Origin of the sequence: Streptomyces sp. NPDC008317, from assembly GCF_042955955.1 — a bacterium.
GTDB lineage: Bacteria > Actinomycetota > Actinomycetes > Streptomycetales > Streptomycetaceae > Actinacidiphila.
In genome coordinates, this window is record NZ_JBIBFQ010000007.1 from 72,701 (window position 1) to 86,911 (window position 14,211).

The window sequence follows — 14,211 nt, forward strand, 5'->3', positions numbered from 1 at the left end:
GCGCCGTGACCAGGTGTTCCTAGACTGGGCGGTATGCCCGCCGTCGAGGTCTCCGCCGTCGATCTGCACCGCATCGCGTCCTTCCGCGCCGCCTTCCAGCGGCGGCAGGCCCGGTGCGTCGTCGAGTTCCCCGGCGGCGCGGCGGTCCTCAACGGCGCGTACGCCGCCTCCCACGAGCACAATCAGATCGTCGTGGAGGGACCGGTGGCGGTGGACGAGCTGCCCGCGTTCGCCGACGCCGTACTCGCCCATCTGCCGCACCGCCGGATCTCGGTGCTGGACGACGAGTTCGGTGTGCTGTGCGCGCCGACGCTGCTCGCGGCCGGTTACGAGCACGAGACGGAACTGGTGATGCGGCACTCGGGTCCCGCGCCCGCGCCGGACCCGGCCGCCGAGACCGTCACGCCGCGGGCCCTGCGGTCCGCCGTGCTGCGCCAGACGCGGCAGTGGCTGCCGAAGGCCGACGACGAGGTGCTGCGCCAGCTCACCGACCGCCGCGCCGCCCGGCTGCGGGGCGCGGACCAGGTGCGTTTCCTGGCGGTCAGGGACGAGCAGGGGGCGGTCGGCGCGTGGACCGACCTCTACCTCGACCCGGCGGAGGGCATCGCGCAGATCGAGGAGGTCGTCACCGCGACCACGCATCAGCGGCGCGGCTACGCGGACGTCAATCTCGCCACCGCCGTGCACCTGGCGGCCGGGTGCCCGCTGCTGTTCCTGATCGCGGACGCGGACGACTGGCCGCGCACCTGGTACGCGCGGCGGGGCTTCACCCCGATCGGCCGCTCACACGTCTTCACCCGCGCCGCGTGAACCGGGTGAGCCGCCACCTGAGCCGGACGAGCCGTCCGCGCTGCCCGAACCGCGCGATTCGCACGCTCCCGCGCGGGAGCGTACGAGCACGGCGGCGATGTCGTCGTCGAGCTGTCCGTCGCTGAAGCGCAGCAACTCGGCGCGGAGCTGGTCGAGCAGTTCCCTGGGCTCCACGGGCGGTCTGCCGCTCACCCATCGGCGCAGCGAGAAGAACGCGCCCGTGTCGTCGCGGGTCTCGATGACGCCGTCGGTGTAGAGCAGCAGCCGGTCGCCGCGGACCAGCGGGACGGTGTCCATGCGGTAGTCGGATCCGATCAGCACGGCCATGTTCAAGGGCGGTGACGGGGCGCTCGGGTCGAGGGACGTGGCCTGGTCGCCGCGCAGCAGCAGCGGCGGCGGGTGGCCGCAGTTGAGGAGGACGGCGTGGCCGCCGTCGGCCGGGATCTCGACGAACAGGGCGGTGGCGAAGCGCTCGGGCGCGTCGCCGCCGGGGATCGACGCGCTGTAGCGGACCACACTCCTGTCCAGCCTGCGCGCGACCGCCGCGAGGTCGGGTTCGTCGTGGGCGGCGTCGCGGAAGCTGTTGGCGATCGCCCCGGCCGCGCCCGCCGCGTTCAGCCCTTTGCCGCGGACGTCGCCGATGAGCAGGCGTACGCCGTGCGGGGTGTCGGCCGCCGCGTAGAAGTCGCCGCCGATCCGGGCCTCCGCGGCGGCGGCCACGTACAGCGTCTCGACGTCCACGTTCCCGACACGGGGCGGCACCGGCCGCAGGACGACCGCCTGTGCGGTGTCGGCCACCGATCTGACCTGGGTGAGGGTCTCCTCGCGGTGCAGCCGGCTGTGCGCCGCGTATCCGGCCGCGGCGGTGACCACGGCGATCGCCCCGGCCGTGAACAGCATGTTCGGGGAGTCGATGATGAACGAGTCGCCGACCACCACGGCGGTCGCCACTACGCCCAGCGCGACGGTCGGGCGCACCGGCCACATGGAGGCGGCGAGCGCGGGAGCGGCGGGCAGCAGGCGGCTGATCGCGAAGTCGGTCGGAGTGACCAGCGCCACCACTATGATCATCACGGTCAGCAGGAGCGGGGTCAGGAGGACGGGATCCCATCGGACGTCCGGCCACCAGGAGCGCCAGCGGGATCGGATCGTCTTCACACCGTCGAGCATAACGGGGCATATCGGACAATACGTCTTCCCGACCAGGCGGGTCGGCCGCTTCCTGCCGCGTACGCGAGGGCATGTGAACCGCGCCGCGCGGCCGTCCGCCGGTCTCCCCGGCCGACCGGCTGACCGGCCGACTGACCGACTGACCGACTGACCGACTGACCGACTGACCGTACGTCCATGAGCCGGACGCGGTGAGTCCGCCCTACGGGGTCCACTCGTCGGCGAGCAGCCCGAGGACCACCTCGTCGAGGAAGGAGCCGTACACCCAGGCCGCCCGGCGCAGCGTTCCCTCGACACGGAATCCGGCGCGTGTGGCCGCGGTGATCATCCCGGTGTTGTCGGCGAGGGTTTCGAGCTGGATCCGGTGCAGACCGCGCACGACGAAGCCGTAGTGGCACAGCGCGCGCACGACGTCGGTGCCGAGGCCGCGACCGCGGTAGGCGGGGCGCAGACCGATCCCGAGGTGGGCGAGCCGGTTGTGGGTGTCGATTCCCCACATCGAGGCCGCGCCCGCCAGCTCCCGCGTCCGCGTCTCCACCACGGAGAAGACGACCACCTCCGGAGGAAGCCCGTTCACCGCGTACGGTGAGTCCGCCGTGCCCGGCGATATGGGGCGCCAGGGGCGGGAGTCGGAGCGGGACCTGCCCACCACGTCGTCCTGCAACTCGGCGTGGAGCACCGGGACATCGCTCTCGATCCTGGCTCTGAGCTGGATTTTCTCGCCTTCTATCACCCGGCATTGCTATACCGGCCGCATGCGTCGGTCAACCGAATTCGAGGCCGGCGCCCGCACCCCCGTACCCGTGCTGAAAGAGGTCTCCCCCGTGAAGGACGAACACGAATTCCTCGCCGCCGCGGACATCCCGTGGACCCCGGCGGAGGGCTCGCCGGGCGTCAGCGAGCGCGTGCTGTCCGCCGACCCGGCCGCCGACGGCGCGGAGCTGACCCGGCTCGCACGCTGGGAGCCGGGGCTCGACACCTCCGCCGCCGGGGTGATCAGGCACGCCTACTACGAGGAGGTCTATCTCTTGGAAGGCGAGCTGGAGGATCTGACCCTGGGGAAGACCTTCGCCAGCGGCCACTTCGCCTCCCGCCCTCCCGGCATGCCGCACGGCCCGTACCGCACGGGCCCGGGCTGTCTGATGCTGGAGATCCGCTACCGCCCGAGCTGACCGGCCGTCCCCCGGAGCCGGGCGGGTGACGCGGCGGTGGCATGCTGGACGGCGTGTCCACCATCCCCGCCGACGCGGAGCCGATCGTGGCCGAGGCGCCGCCCGGCGCCGCGGCCGAGCCGCTGATGACGCAGTGGTGGCTGGACCTGGCTTTCGTGCACTGGCCGGTGGAGCCTGGGCTGGTGGCACCGCTGCTGCCGCCGGGCGTACGGCCCGACACCCTGCACGGCGTCACGTACGTGGGTCTGGTCGCCTTCCGCATGCGCCGGGTCGGCTGGTTCCGGCTGCCCGGTGTGCCGTATCTGGGCACCTTCCCCGAGACGAATGTGCGGCTGTACTCGGTGGACGAGCGGGGGCGGCGCGGTGTGGTGTTCCGGTCGCTGGACGCGTCCCGGCTGATACCGGTCGTCGTGGGCCGGGGCGTCTTCCGGCTGCCCTATCTGTGGTCGCGGATGTCGGTGCGCCGGGACGCCGACACCATCACGTACACCAGTTCCCGCCGCTGGCCGGGGCCGCGCGGCGCGCGGGCCTCGCTGAGCGTACGGATCGGTGAGCCGGTGGCGGAGCCCACGGAACTCGAACACTTCCTCACCGCCCGCTGGGGCATGCACAACGCCTTCTTCGGGCGGCCGGTGTATCTGCCCAACGCCCATCCGCGCTGGCCGCTGCACCGCGCCGAGCTGCTGTCCCTGGACGAGGACGTGGTGACGGCCGCCGGTCTGGCCCGGCCGCTGGGGGACCCGGTCAGCGTGCTGTACTCCCCCGGCGTCCCGGTCCGCTTCGGCCTGCCGAACAAGCCCGCGGGCATCCCGACCCCGTAGCGCGGGTCCCCTGCCCTTTCGGACTCCCGTCACCGCCGGTCATCATCGCCGGGCTTTACAGTCGCTCATACCGCCGGTCTTACGGTCGGCCGCGCCAGGCCACGGCCGGTTCCCGGAGCGTGCCGGCCGCGGCCGACTCGGGGGCGCTGCAGTACGGCAGGTCGTCCAGCGGGTGGCCGGCGCAGAAGCGGGTGACGAGGTCGGCGAAGTCCGCGATCCGCTCGACCGGCGCGAGGTGGTCGGTCTCATCGATGGTCAGGAAGGTGGCCGCGCGCAGCACCGCGGCGACCTCGCGGCCCATCTCCGGGGTGCACAGCGTGTCGTACTCGCCGGTGACGACCAGGCTGGGCACCGCGGGTACGGGCTCCGGCCGGTACCACTCGTGCCGCATCAGCCGCTTGTTGTGCTCGGCGGACTTCCGCAACTGCTCGGCGTCCTGGCCGATCAGTCCGCCGTACACCAGGCGGGCGACGGCCGCGTGCTTGCGTACCCGGCCGGTGCCGGGCGGGGACATGAAGCGGTCGGTGAGCTCGCGGGCGATCCGGTCGGTCTCGCCGCGGTCGATCATGCCGTCCCAGCGTTCCATGGCCGCCGCGTAGTCCGGCGGGATCCGGGTCGTCATGCCGACGAAGAACAGCCGCTCGACCCGCGCCGGGTAGTGCTGGGCGAAGCGCAGGCCGACGGCGCCGCCGAAGCAGGCCGCGACGAGGTTGACGGCGGGCACGACCAGCTCGTCCAGCAGATGCCGGACGACGGCGGCCAGGAAGTCGATGCCGTAGAACGCCGGGAGGAAGTCGGCGGTGCCGTAGCCCGGCAGGTCGACGGTGATCACGTCGGCCGCGGTGCCGATCCGCTGCTCGTGCCGCATCCACGAGTGCCGGTCCTGGGAGGAGCCGCCGAGGATCAGCAGGGGGGCGTCGACCGGCCGTTCGTGGTGCCTGATCCGGCAGGTGTACCGGAAGCCCTCGTACTCCAGATGCCACTCACTGATCCGGGCGAATGGCCGCGCCGTGGCGCCGTCGCTCTGGGCGGGCACCGGGCCGGGCAGGCAGGCGGTCGGCTCCTCGCGGGCAGCGGTGGCGAAGGACAAGGGGACTCCAGGGTTCGATGGCGGGCATCGACTCCTGCCTAACAGGGCGAACCGCCTCCGTGCGGGTCCGTGACCCGTTCGAGGGCGGTTCGCCGTGCCGCCTGCGCCGGTGGATTCGACATTCGTACACCTGGGGTACGAATGCCTCCCCCAATGGGCTCCCCCGGTCCGTACGCCCGTCGGCCGGCCGGTCCGCCGGTCCGCCGGTCCGCCGGTCCGCCGGTCCGCCGGTCCGCCGGGTCAGGGTGCCGTGCGCACCTCGATGAGCATCGCGTGCTCCGGGTCGAGCGTGGGCATGGGGATTCCCGCCGTGGCCAGGACGGCGCCAGGCAGCGGCAGCCAGCCCTCGAGGGCGCGGGCCAGCCACGGCGGTGCGGTCGTCTGGTGGAAGGAGGGCAGGCCGATCTCGGTGCGGACGCGGACCTGGTAGGCGATGGCGGGGTCGAGGCCCGGCAGCCGGACGCGGCCCGACTGGCCCTCGGGCGAGGTGGCGATCCTGGCCCACGCGTACAGCGCGGCCGAGCCGTCGGCGGCGACGACGCCGTGCAGCAGGACGGCGCCGCCCGCGAGGTCGGCGCGGACCACCCGTCCCGAGTGCAGCAGCGGGCGCTGCTCGCGGTAGAGCGCGGACCAGTGGGTGAGCCGGGCCAGCTCCTCGGGGGTGCAGCGGCTGAGGTCCTGCTCGATGCCCGCGTGGCCGAACAGGGCGGTGGCCATCCGGAAGGTGTCGGTGCCGGGACGGCTCGTGGTGTGGCTGGGCGTGGGGCCGACGTGCGCGCCGAAGAGTTCCGGCGGCAGCAGCTGGCCGGTCCAGCGCTGGATGGTCTGCCGTTCCACCGGGTCGTTGCAGTCCGAGGCCCACACCCGGTCGGTACGGGCGAGGATGCCGAGGTCGATCCGGCCGCCGCCGCTGGCGCAGCTCTCGATCTCCAGGCCCGGGTGGCGGGCCTTGAGCGCGTCGATCAGCCGGTACAGCGCGAGGACCTGGGCGCGGCTTCCGGGCCGGTCGACGCCGCCGGGGCCGCGCTCGACCGCCTCGTGCAGCTCGCGGTTGTGGTCCCACTTCAGGTAGCCGATCCCGTACCGGCCGACGAGGGTGTCGAGCGAGGTGAGCAGGTACTGCCAGGCGTCCTCGTTGGCGAGGTCGAGCGTGTACTGGTGCCGGGAGCTGGGTCCGAGACCCGCCGAGGGGCCGAGGATCCAGCCCGGGTGCTCGCGGGCGAGGTCGGAGTCGAGGTTGACCATCTCCGGCTCGACCCACAGGCCGAATTCCATGCCGAGGGAGCGGACGTGGTCGGCCAGCGGGGTCAGGCCGTCGGGCCAGACGGTCGCGTCCACCGTCCAGTCGCCGAGGCCCGCGGTGTCGTCGCGGCGGCCCTTGAACCAGCCGTCGTCCAGGACGAAGCGCTCGACGCCGACCTCGGCGGCCCGGTCGACCAGCCGCAGCAGCCGGTCCAGGTCGTGGTCGAAGTAGACCGCCTCCCAGCTGTTGAGGATCAGCGGGCGCGGGGTGGCCGGGTGGGTGGGGCGGGCGCGCAGCAGGGTGTGGAAGCGGTCGGCGAGCCCGTCGAGGCCCGCGTCGGACCAGGCGAACCAGCAGACCGGGGAGGTGTACGACTCCCCCGGTGCCAGCCGTACCTCGCCCGCGCGCAGCAGTTCGCCGCCGCCGAGCACCACGGCGTGGTCGCTGCCCGCGCCTTCCGGCAGCCGCTCGACGAGATACCGCTGGTCGCCGCTCCAGCCGACGTGCAGGCCCCACACCTCGCCGTCCCGGAAGCCGAAGCCGGGCACGCCGACGGTCAGCAGGTACGGCGAGTCGACGCCGGGCTTGCCGCGCCGGACCTCGCGGACGTACGAGCCGTAGTGCAGCGGGCGGCGCTGCGGGGAGCGTTCCCTGCTCCACTTGCCGGTGAAGTCCAGTACCTCACCGGCGCGTTCGGGCAGCGGCAGCAGCAGGCCGAGCGCGGACAGGTCGTACGGCGCCGGGTCCGTGTTGGAGCCCGCCGCCTGCCCCGCGGTCAGCTCGGCGTGCACCCCGAGCACGCCCGACGGCTCCAGGCGGTAGGTGACGGTGACGGCCAGGTCGCTGACCTCGTCCCGCAGGTGGATCACCAACTCACCGCCGCCGCCGGGCACTTCGCACTGCTCGGCGCCGGTCAGGGACGGCCGCGGGGTGGTCGCGGTGCCCGCCCGGTGGCCCTGCTGGGCGGGGCTGCCGGACCAGCCGTCGGCCTCGGTGGGCCAGACGGTGAACCGGCGCGGGACGTCGAGGGAGTTGTTGAGCACCGCGCCCTCGGCGGTCAGGCTCAGCGCGGCGAGGTCGGCGTCCGAGAGATCGCCGAGGTCGGCGCCCCAGTGCAGGACTCTGGGCACCGGCTCGCCGAGCTCCACGACGAGGGCGGCGCCTGCCGCGCGCAGGGTGACGATCCGCGCGGGGATGGTGGTCATGAATGAGTCCTTTCCGCAGGTCCGGTGACCATCATCGTCATCGGGCACCAGGGCGCCGCCGGTGGGGTGCGGCAGCCGTGGCGGCTGCCGCACCCCAACCGCGGGACGGCGACCGGGGTCAGACGGTGACGCGGTCGACGTCCGAGGCGTAGTCGGCCGGGTTGCCGAAGGTGACGGTGTTGTCGCCCGCCTTCAGGTGGACCGGCACGGTCACGGACCGCGCCACGCCCCAGTTGTTGTCGTTGCCGCCGGGCAGCGGGAGCTGGAACGACGAGCCGCCCGCGGTGACCACGGCGGTGCGGCCGGAGGACCCGTCCGCGTAGCCGAGCGTGAGCAGGTAGGTGCCGTCCTTCGGCGCTGTCACGTGGTTGATGGCGACCGCGCTGTCCCCGCCGAGGTTGCCGACTTTCCTTCCGCCGGAGCAGGCGGGGCAGTCGGTGATGCTCGCGTTTCCGGTGAGGGTGTTGGCGGGGGCTTCCGCCTCGTAGGTGACGCGTCCGCCGGGGGCGGGGGTGGTGACCGGAACCGGTTTGCCGGGCGCGGAGTGGCGTCCCTTGGCGTCGTGGGCGGTGACGGTGAAGGTGTAGCCGGTGGCGGGGGTGAGGCCGGTGACGGTGGCGGAGGTGCTGCCGGTCGAGGTGGCCTTGCGGCCGTTGACGTACACGTCGTATCCCGTGGTGGCGGGGCCGGTGTTCACCGGGTTCCAGGCCAGGGAGACGGTGGTGGCGGTGGACGCGGTGCCGTGGACGCCGAGGGGCGTGCCGGGGCCGGGGGTCTTCTTGGCGGGGGTGAGGGTGAACAGGCGGGAGCCGTGCGGGGGCAGGTTCTTCGTCAGGTGGCCCGAGGCGCTGCCGAGGCCGGTGCGGCTCCACAGGTCGCGGACGGCGGCCTTGCCGGTGATGCCGAGGTCGGCGAAGTCCGCGGTGACGTCGGCGGGTGCGCTGCCGAGGTTGAACAGGGCGACGGTGTACGTTCCGTCGGTGTTGCGGGCGTACCAGACCTGCTGGTCGGTGGTCTGGCTGACGGGCCTGGCGGGGTTGCCCGCCTGGTCGACCGCGATCACCTCGTCGTTGGTGAGGAGCTTCAGGCCGTAGGGGTCGAGTCGGGTGAGGTCGTCGCCGGAGTATAGCGGCGCGGACTCGACCGCCCACAGCGTCATGTAGGTCTGCCGTTCGGCGTCGGTGAGGCCGTCCATCGCGCCTGCGCCGACGTCGAGCGAGTCGAGGTTGTTCCAGTGGCCGGGGCCTGCGTCGTCGATCCACTGGACGACGTCGTTCCACCGCTGCTTGACGGAGTTGTCCCAGGTCACCAGCGTGTCGCAGTAGCACTCCACGTCGGTGTCGACCCGCCACCCGTTGGAGTTCCGCTTCCACACGTCCGCCCGGTCATGACTCAACGACCAGGACACCGTGAACTGCATCGGACGGCCGGTCTTCCGGAGCGCGGCGTGCCATGCCTGGACGTCGGGGATGTTGTCGTGGGCCGCGTCGCCCTGGTTGGAGCCGGGGCCGACGCCGTCGACCTTGAGGAAGTCCACGCCCCAGCCCGCCAGTTGGGCCGCGACGGAGTCGATGTACTTCGCGGCGCACGGGCTGGAGAAGTCCATCTGGTAGGAGACGTCGTCCCAGCCGCTGGTCTTGCGCAGGTCCGGGTAGACGATGTCCTTGGTCGTACAGCCCGGTGCCCCGTAGACCGGCGACTTCCCGTCGTTGTACGCGTCGAAGTAGAGCCCGACGGCCAGATAGGCGCCGAATTTCAGGCCCTTGGCGTGCACGTAGTCCGCCAGGCCCTTCAGTCCGTCGGGGAACGTCGTGGCATTGGGCATCGGACGGCCGTAGTGGTCGAAGCCGCCGACCCAGCCCGAGTCGATGTTGATGTACTCGTAGCCGTGGGACTTGAGCTTCTTGGCCACCACATCGGCCTGCTGCTTCACATGCGCCTCGGTCAGCCAGCTCATCCCGCCGTAGCCGGGGAAGTTGGTCGACTCCAGGCTCCAACTGCTCCAGCCCATGTACGGCTTGGCGGCCAGGATCGAGGACGGGGTGGAGTCGGGAGCGGGGGCGGCTCGGGAGACGGCGGCTTGTACGGACTCGGGTGCGGAGCCGGGCGCGGCAGCGGGCGCCGACGCGGACGCCGGTACGGCGAAGGCCGCGATCAGCGCTCCGGCCGCCAGCAGGGCGGGGAGGACGGCGTTCCGGGCGCCGCCCCTGGCGCGGGCGGCACGGGCGCTGAGGCGTACGGGTCCATCGGAAGGTGCCATGACTGCTCCATCTCGGCACCGTGCGCGGGCACGGCGGGGCCGGGTGACGAGGAGGGTTGGTTGGCGTGGACGCCTGCGCCCGCGGGGCGGTCCGAGGGGACGCCGCCCCGTGCGCAGGCCGCGGCCGGAGGGGAGGAACGCCGGTCGCGCTCCTGCCGTTCGGGGCCGTCCCGGACCCCGTTCGGCTGTGGAGTGCGGCGACTGTAGCCAGAGTTTCCTTCCAGCGTCAACATAGTCACCACCTGGTTTCCCGGCGGATTCTGTGAATCCTGTGCACCCCTCGCGCCATTCTCGCCTTCCCTTACCTTCCAGCGGAAAGGTAGGGTCGGAGACGTGACTCTTGCCGATCAGCCGCCCGCCGCCGCCCTGGTGTTCCAGACCCTGCTCGCCCACGGGCCGCTCACCCGGGCCGAGGCCGGCCGACGTACCGGCCTGTCCGCGGGGGCCGTCACCAAAGTGACGGCGCCGCTGCTGAGCGACGGCTGGATCACCGAGCTGAGCACCCCGGCCCCGAAGCGGGCGACCGGCAGACCCGCCACGCTGATCGCGGTACGCCCGGAGCGGGCCCGCTTCATCGGCGTCAAGGTGACCGCGGACGAGCTGATCGGCGTACTGGCCGATCTCACGGCCAAGCCGCTCGTGGCACGCCGGGTCACCCTCGACTCGCGGGACGTCGGCACCGTGGTGCTGGCCATCGCCCGGCTGGTCAAGCGGCTGCGCGCGGCGGCCGGGCCCGCGCACGGCGAGGACGTGCACAGCATCGGCGTGACCATCTCCGGCGATGTCGACGGGCAGACCGGCATCGTGCAGTACTCGCCGTTCCTCAACTGGCGCCGGGTCGCGCTGGCTCAGCTCGTCGAGACCGCCACCGGCACACCGACGGTGATCGAGAACGACGTACGCGCGCTGACCGTCACCGAGCAGTGGTTCGGCGCGGGCGCGGGCCTGGACTCGTTCGCGTTGATCACCGTCGGCGCCGGGATCGGCTGCGGACTCTCCATCCGCGGGCGTGTGGTGTCGGGGGCTCACGGCGTGTCGGGGGAGGTGGGCCACCTGCCGGTCGGCGGCACCGAGCGGACCTGCACCTGCGGCAACACCGGCTGTGTGGAGGCCGTCGCGTCCACGCACGCCATCACCGAGCAGGCCAGGCAGGCCACGGGGAATCCGGGGCTGACGATGACCGAAGCGGTACGGCTGGCGCACGCCGGGGACGAGGCGGTCCGCGCCGTGTTCTCCCGCGCCGGGCACGCGCTCGGCCTCGCCATCGCCTCGGTCGCCAACCTGATCGGCCCCGAGCGGATCATCATCTCCGGCGAGGGCGTGGCGACCTACGACCTGTTCGCCGACCAGATCCGCGAGACCTTCGCCGCCCAGGCGTTCGGCGCCGCCGCCGAGTGCGATCTGCTGCTGCGCCCGCTGCCGTTCGAGGAGTGGGCGCGCGGCGGCGCGGCCGTGGCGGCGCAGCACCTCTTCGCGCCGGTCACGTAGCCGGTCGGGTTACGGGTCGGGGAACCGGGCGAGCAGCGGTTCGGGGAACGGGGCGGGCAGCGGGCGGGGCGGCCGGTCACGTAGCGGACCGGCGGCAGCGCGACTACGCCCGCGGGCGGCCCTGTTCGGCAAAGCCTTCCGGGGCGGGCCGCCGACTGTCACACTCGCTGGTGTGCCCGACTTCGACGTGTTGGTGATCGGTTCAGGTCCTGGTGGTCAGAAGGCGGCCATCGCGGCGGCCAAGCTCGGACGGCGGGCGGCGGTGGTGGACCGCGCGGACTCGCTGGGCGGGGTGTCGATCCACACCGGCACGATCCCGTCCAAGACGCTGCGGGAGGCGGTGCTCTACCTCACCGGTCTCAACCAGCGGGATCTGTACGGCCAGAGCTACCGGCTCAAGGAGGACATCACCGTCGCGGACCTGACCGCGAGGACGCAGCATGTGGTCGGCCGCGAGGTCGATGTGATCCGCAGTCAGCTCTCCAGGAACCAGGTCGCGCTGCTCTCCGGCACCGGGCGCTTCGTCGACCAGCACACCGTCGCGGTGCGCGACGCGGTTGGCCAGGACCGGCTGGTGACGGCCGAGCACATCGTGATCGCCACCGGCACCCGGCCCGCGCGCCCGGCGAGCGTCGAGTTCGACGACCGTACGGTGCTGGACTCCGACAGCGTCCTCAGCATGGAGCGGGTGCCGCGGTCCATGGTGATCGTCGGCGCCGGGGTCATCGGCATGGAGTACGCGTCGATGTTCGCCGCCCTCGGCAGCAAGATCACCGTGGTGGAGCAGCGCGAGGGAATGCTGGACTTCTGCGACGCCGAGATCGTCGAGGCGCTCAAGTACCACCTGCGGGATCTCGCGGTCACCTTCCGCTTCGGCGAGACGGTCGCGGCGGTCTCGCGGCACGAGCGCGGCACCCTGACGGTGCTGGAGAGCGGCAAGAAGATCGCCGCGGACGCGGTGATGTACTCGGCGGGACGGCAGGGTCTGACCGACGAGCTGGACCTCGACAAGGCCGGTCTGCAAGCCGACAAGCGCGGCCGGATATCGGTGGACGAGCACTTCCGCACCGCGGTCCCGCACATCTACGCCGTCGGTGACGTCATCGGCTTCCCCGCGCTGGCCGCGACCTCGATGGAGCAGGGCAGGACCGCCGCGTACCACGCCTGCGGCGAACCGGTGCACGCGATGCGGGACGGCCAGCCGATCGGCATCTACACCATTCCCGAGGTCAGCTTCATCGGCCGCACCGAGGACCAGCTCACCGACGAACTGGTGCCGTTCGAGGTCGGTGTCTCCCGCTACCGCGAGCTGGCCCGCGGCCAGATCATCGGTGACGCGCACGGCATGCTGAAACTGCTGGTCTCGCCGGAGGACCGCAAGCTGCTCGGCGTGCACTGCTTCGGCACCGGCGCCACCGAGCTGATCCACATCGGCCACGCCGTGATGGGCTGCGGCGGCACCGTCGACTACCTCGTGGACGCGGTCTTCAATTACCCGACGCTCGCCGAGTCCTACAAGGTCGCGGCGCTCGACGTCACCAACAAGATCCGGCAGATCGACCGGCTGGGGGACTGAGCCGCGCGGGTGCTGTGTCGCCGATGAGTTTTCGGCGGGCGGCCGGTCATAAAGGTGAACGGCGGCGCTCGGGCGCCGACGACAGCCTGACGCGAGGAGACCGCGATGCCCCGGATCACCCCCAACCTCTGGTTCGACACCGAGAGCCAGGAAGCCGCCGAGTTCTACGTCTCGGTCTTCCCGAACTCGCGGATCACCGACACCACCTACTACGGCGAGGCCGGTCCGCGCGAGGCGGGCACCGTACTGACCGTGGCGTTCGAGCTGGACGGCCAGCCGTACATCGCGATCAACGGCGGCCCCGAGTTCCCCTTCACCGAGGCCGTCTCGCTGCTGATCACCTGTGAGGACCAGGCCGAGGTCGACCACTACTGGGCCCGGCTCACCGAGGGCGGCGGCTCCGAGGGCCCGTGCGGATGGCTCAAGGACAAGTACGGGCTGTCCTGGCAGGTCGTCCCCACCGGCATGGTGGCGATGCTGAACGACCCCGACACGGAGCGCGGCCAGCGCGCGATGAAGGCGATGCTCGGCATGAAGAAGATCGACCTGGCGGCGCTCAAGGCCGCCGCCGACGGCACCGGAGCCTGAGGGACGCCGACGGGAGGACGTACCACGCGCCGCTAGGAAGCGCCGTCCGACGCGGGACGGGCACGGGGGTGGCGGCGCAGGAAATCGTCCACGAGACGGTCGGTGAAGTCCCGGTCGACCGGGTCCCCGGTCACCAGGACGCGGTGGTAGATCGGCCCCACGAGCCGGTCGACCTCGGCCGTCAGGTCGAGACCGGCGGGGAGTTCGCCGCGGCCCACCGCGTTCTCCAGCGGGAGCCGGTCGCGGCGGCGCTGCTCGTCGAGATAGCGGGCGCGCAGCACGGCCGCGAACTCCGGGTCGTGCTGCGCGTGCCCGAGCAGGGCCCGGAAGACCGCGCCCGCGTCTGACGCGGTGAGGAAGCCGGCCAGCAGGCCCAGGTGCTCGCGGAGATCGGCGCCGAGATCGCCGTGGTCGGCCGGGGCGAGGGCTTCGGCGGCGTCCTGGAGGAAGGCGTCCAGAAGGATGTCGGTCTTCGTGTTCCAGCGGCGGTAGATGGTCTGTTTGGCGACCCCGGCCCGCGCCGCGATGCCCTCGACGGTGACACCGGCGAAGCCCTTCTCGACCAGGAGGTCGTCGGCGGCTTCCAGTACGGCCATCCGCGCCTGCTCGCTGCGCCCGTGCCGGTTGCCGTGGTGCCGCGCCGTCCGGTCGGCGTCAGCCCCGGCGCCCCCCGCACCTTCCGTGCCGCCCGCACTCTCGGCGCCCCCAGCGCTTTCGGCGCCCCTGGCGCCGTCGGCGACCGAACTCCCTCGCTCCATGTCTGCATCCTCCGGGTCCCGGGGTAGGTC

The 14,211-nt window shown here is 72.4% G+C and carries 12 protein-coding genes; 6 read left to right on the forward strand and 6 right to left on the reverse strand.

Features of this window, described 5'->3' with window-relative positions; genetic code table 11:
• The first annotated feature begins 33 nt into the window (after window positions 1-33).
• The gene (locus ACFY9V_RS22960) at window positions 34-810 is read left to right on the forward strand and encodes a GNAT family N-acetyltransferase (protein ID WP_391162638.1); all 777 of its coding nucleotides are present in this window, start codon (window positions 34-36) and stop codon (window positions 808-810) included.
• Here ACFY9V_RS22960 and ACFY9V_RS22965 read toward each other — a convergent pair.
• Window positions 784-1,968 (reverse strand): SpoIIE family protein phosphatase, encoded by a 1,185-nt coding sequence (locus ACFY9V_RS22965; protein WP_391162639.1) that lies wholly within the window; start codon window positions 1,966-1,968, stop codon window positions 784-786. The genes ACFY9V_RS22960 and ACFY9V_RS22965 overlap by 27 nt on opposite strands.
• Window positions 1,969-2,182: 214 nt before the next feature.
• On the reverse strand, window positions 2,183-2,713 hold the full coding sequence (locus ACFY9V_RS22970; protein ID WP_391047761.1) for a GNAT family N-acetyltransferase: 531 nt from the start codon (window positions 2,711-2,713) through the stop codon (window positions 2,183-2,185).
• Window positions 2,714-2,735: 22 nt separating this feature from the next.
• On the opposite strand from ACFY9V_RS22970, the gene ACFY9V_RS22975 reads away from it, so the two are divergent.
• Both ACFY9V_RS22975 and ACFY9V_RS22980 read left to right on the forward strand, forming a co-directional pair.
• Window positions 2,736-3,152: a cupin domain-containing protein gene (locus tag ACFY9V_RS22975; protein WP_391047763.1), complete on the forward strand. Its 417-nt coding sequence runs from the start codon at window positions 2,736-2,738 to the stop codon at window positions 3,150-3,152.
• 125 nt (window positions 3,153-3,277) lie between these two features.
• Window positions 3,278-3,973 (forward strand): DUF2071 domain-containing protein, encoded by a 696-nt coding sequence (locus ACFY9V_RS22980; RefSeq protein WP_355335765.1) that lies wholly within the window; start codon window positions 3,278-3,280, stop codon window positions 3,971-3,973.
• A gap of 79 nt (window positions 3,974-4,052) precedes the next feature.
• Here ACFY9V_RS22980 and ACFY9V_RS22985 read toward each other — a convergent pair whose 3' ends face one another.
• From ACFY9V_RS22985 to ACFY9V_RS22995, 3 genes are all read right to left on the reverse strand, one after another.
• A complete protein-coding gene (locus ACFY9V_RS22985) occupies window positions 4,053-5,063 on the reverse strand; it encodes an alpha/beta hydrolase (protein WP_355334916.1) in 1,011 nt (336 codons plus the stop codon).
• A gap of 240 nt (window positions 5,064-5,303) precedes the next feature.
• Window positions 5,304-7,511 carry an alpha-galactosidase gene (locus ACFY9V_RS22990; RefSeq protein ID WP_391162640.1) on the reverse strand — a complete coding sequence of 736 codons (2,208 nt, stop codon included), beginning with the start codon at window positions 7,509-7,511 and terminating at the stop codon, window positions 5,304-5,306.
• A gap of 118 nt (window positions 7,512-7,629) precedes the next feature.
• Window positions 7,630-9,771 carry a fibronectin type III domain-containing protein gene (locus ACFY9V_RS22995; RefSeq protein WP_391162641.1) on the reverse strand — a complete coding sequence of 714 codons (2,142 nt, stop codon included), beginning with the start codon at window positions 9,769-9,771 and terminating at the stop codon, window positions 7,630-7,632.
• A gap of 333 nt (window positions 9,772-10,104) precedes the next feature.
• On the opposite strand from ACFY9V_RS22995, the gene ACFY9V_RS23000 reads away from it, so the two are divergent.
• From ACFY9V_RS23000 to ACFY9V_RS23010, 3 genes are all read left to right on the forward strand, one after another.
• Window positions 10,105-11,259 carry an ROK family protein gene (locus ACFY9V_RS23000; RefSeq protein ID WP_391162642.1) on the forward strand — a complete coding sequence of 385 codons (1,155 nt, stop codon included), beginning with the start codon at window positions 10,105-10,107 and terminating at the stop codon, window positions 11,257-11,259.
• Between the two features lie 172 nt (window positions 11,260-11,431).
• Window positions 11,432-12,835 (forward strand): Si-specific NAD(P)(+) transhydrogenase, encoded by a 1,404-nt coding sequence (gene sthA, locus ACFY9V_RS23005; protein WP_355334926.1) that lies wholly within the window; start codon window positions 11,432-11,434, stop codon window positions 12,833-12,835.
• A 105-nt stretch (window positions 12,836-12,940) separates the two neighbouring features.
• On the forward strand, window positions 12,941-13,423 hold the full coding sequence (locus ACFY9V_RS23010) for a VOC family protein (protein WP_391162643.1): 483 nt from the start codon (window positions 12,941-12,943) through the stop codon (window positions 13,421-13,423).
• A 32-nt stretch (window positions 13,424-13,455) separates the two neighbouring features.
• Here ACFY9V_RS23010 and ACFY9V_RS23015 read toward each other — a convergent pair whose 3' ends face one another.
• Window positions 13,456-14,181 (reverse strand): TetR/AcrR family transcriptional regulator C-terminal ligand-binding domain-containing protein, encoded by a 726-nt coding sequence (locus tag ACFY9V_RS23015; protein ID WP_391162645.1) that lies wholly within the window; start codon window positions 14,179-14,181, stop codon window positions 13,456-13,458.
• Window positions 14,182-14,211 lie beyond the last annotated feature (30 nt).

What these genes read in the sequence shown, in the direction of transcription:
- ACFY9V_RS22960 (WP_391162638.1), top strand. Translation starts at nt 34, where the DNA reads ATGCCCGCCGTCGAGGTCTCCGCCGTCGATCTGCACCGCATCGCGTCC.
- ACFY9V_RS22975 (WP_391047763.1), top strand. Translation starts at nt 2,736, where the DNA reads ATGCGTCGGTCAACCGAATTCGAGGCCGGCGCCCGCACCCCCGTACCC.
- ACFY9V_RS22980 (WP_355335765.1), top strand. Translation starts at nt 3,278, where the DNA reads ATGACGCAGTGGTGGCTGGACCTGGCTTTCGTGCACTGGCCGGTGGAG.
- ACFY9V_RS22990 (WP_391162640.1), bottom strand. Translation starts at nt 7,511, where the DNA reads ATGACCACCATCCCCGCGCGGATCGTCACCCTGCGCGCGGCAGGCGCC.
- ACFY9V_RS22995 (WP_391162641.1), bottom strand. Translation starts at nt 9,771, where the DNA reads ATGGCACCTTCCGATGGACCCGTACGCCTCAGCGCCCGTGCCGCCCGC.
- ACFY9V_RS23010 (WP_391162643.1), top strand. Translation starts at nt 12,941, where the DNA reads ATGCCCCGGATCACCCCCAACCTCTGGTTCGACACCGAGAGCCAGGAA.
- ACFY9V_RS23015 (WP_391162645.1), bottom strand. Translation starts at nt 14,181, where the DNA reads ATGGAGCGAGGGAGTTCGGTCGCCGACGGCGCCAGGGGCGCCGAAAGC.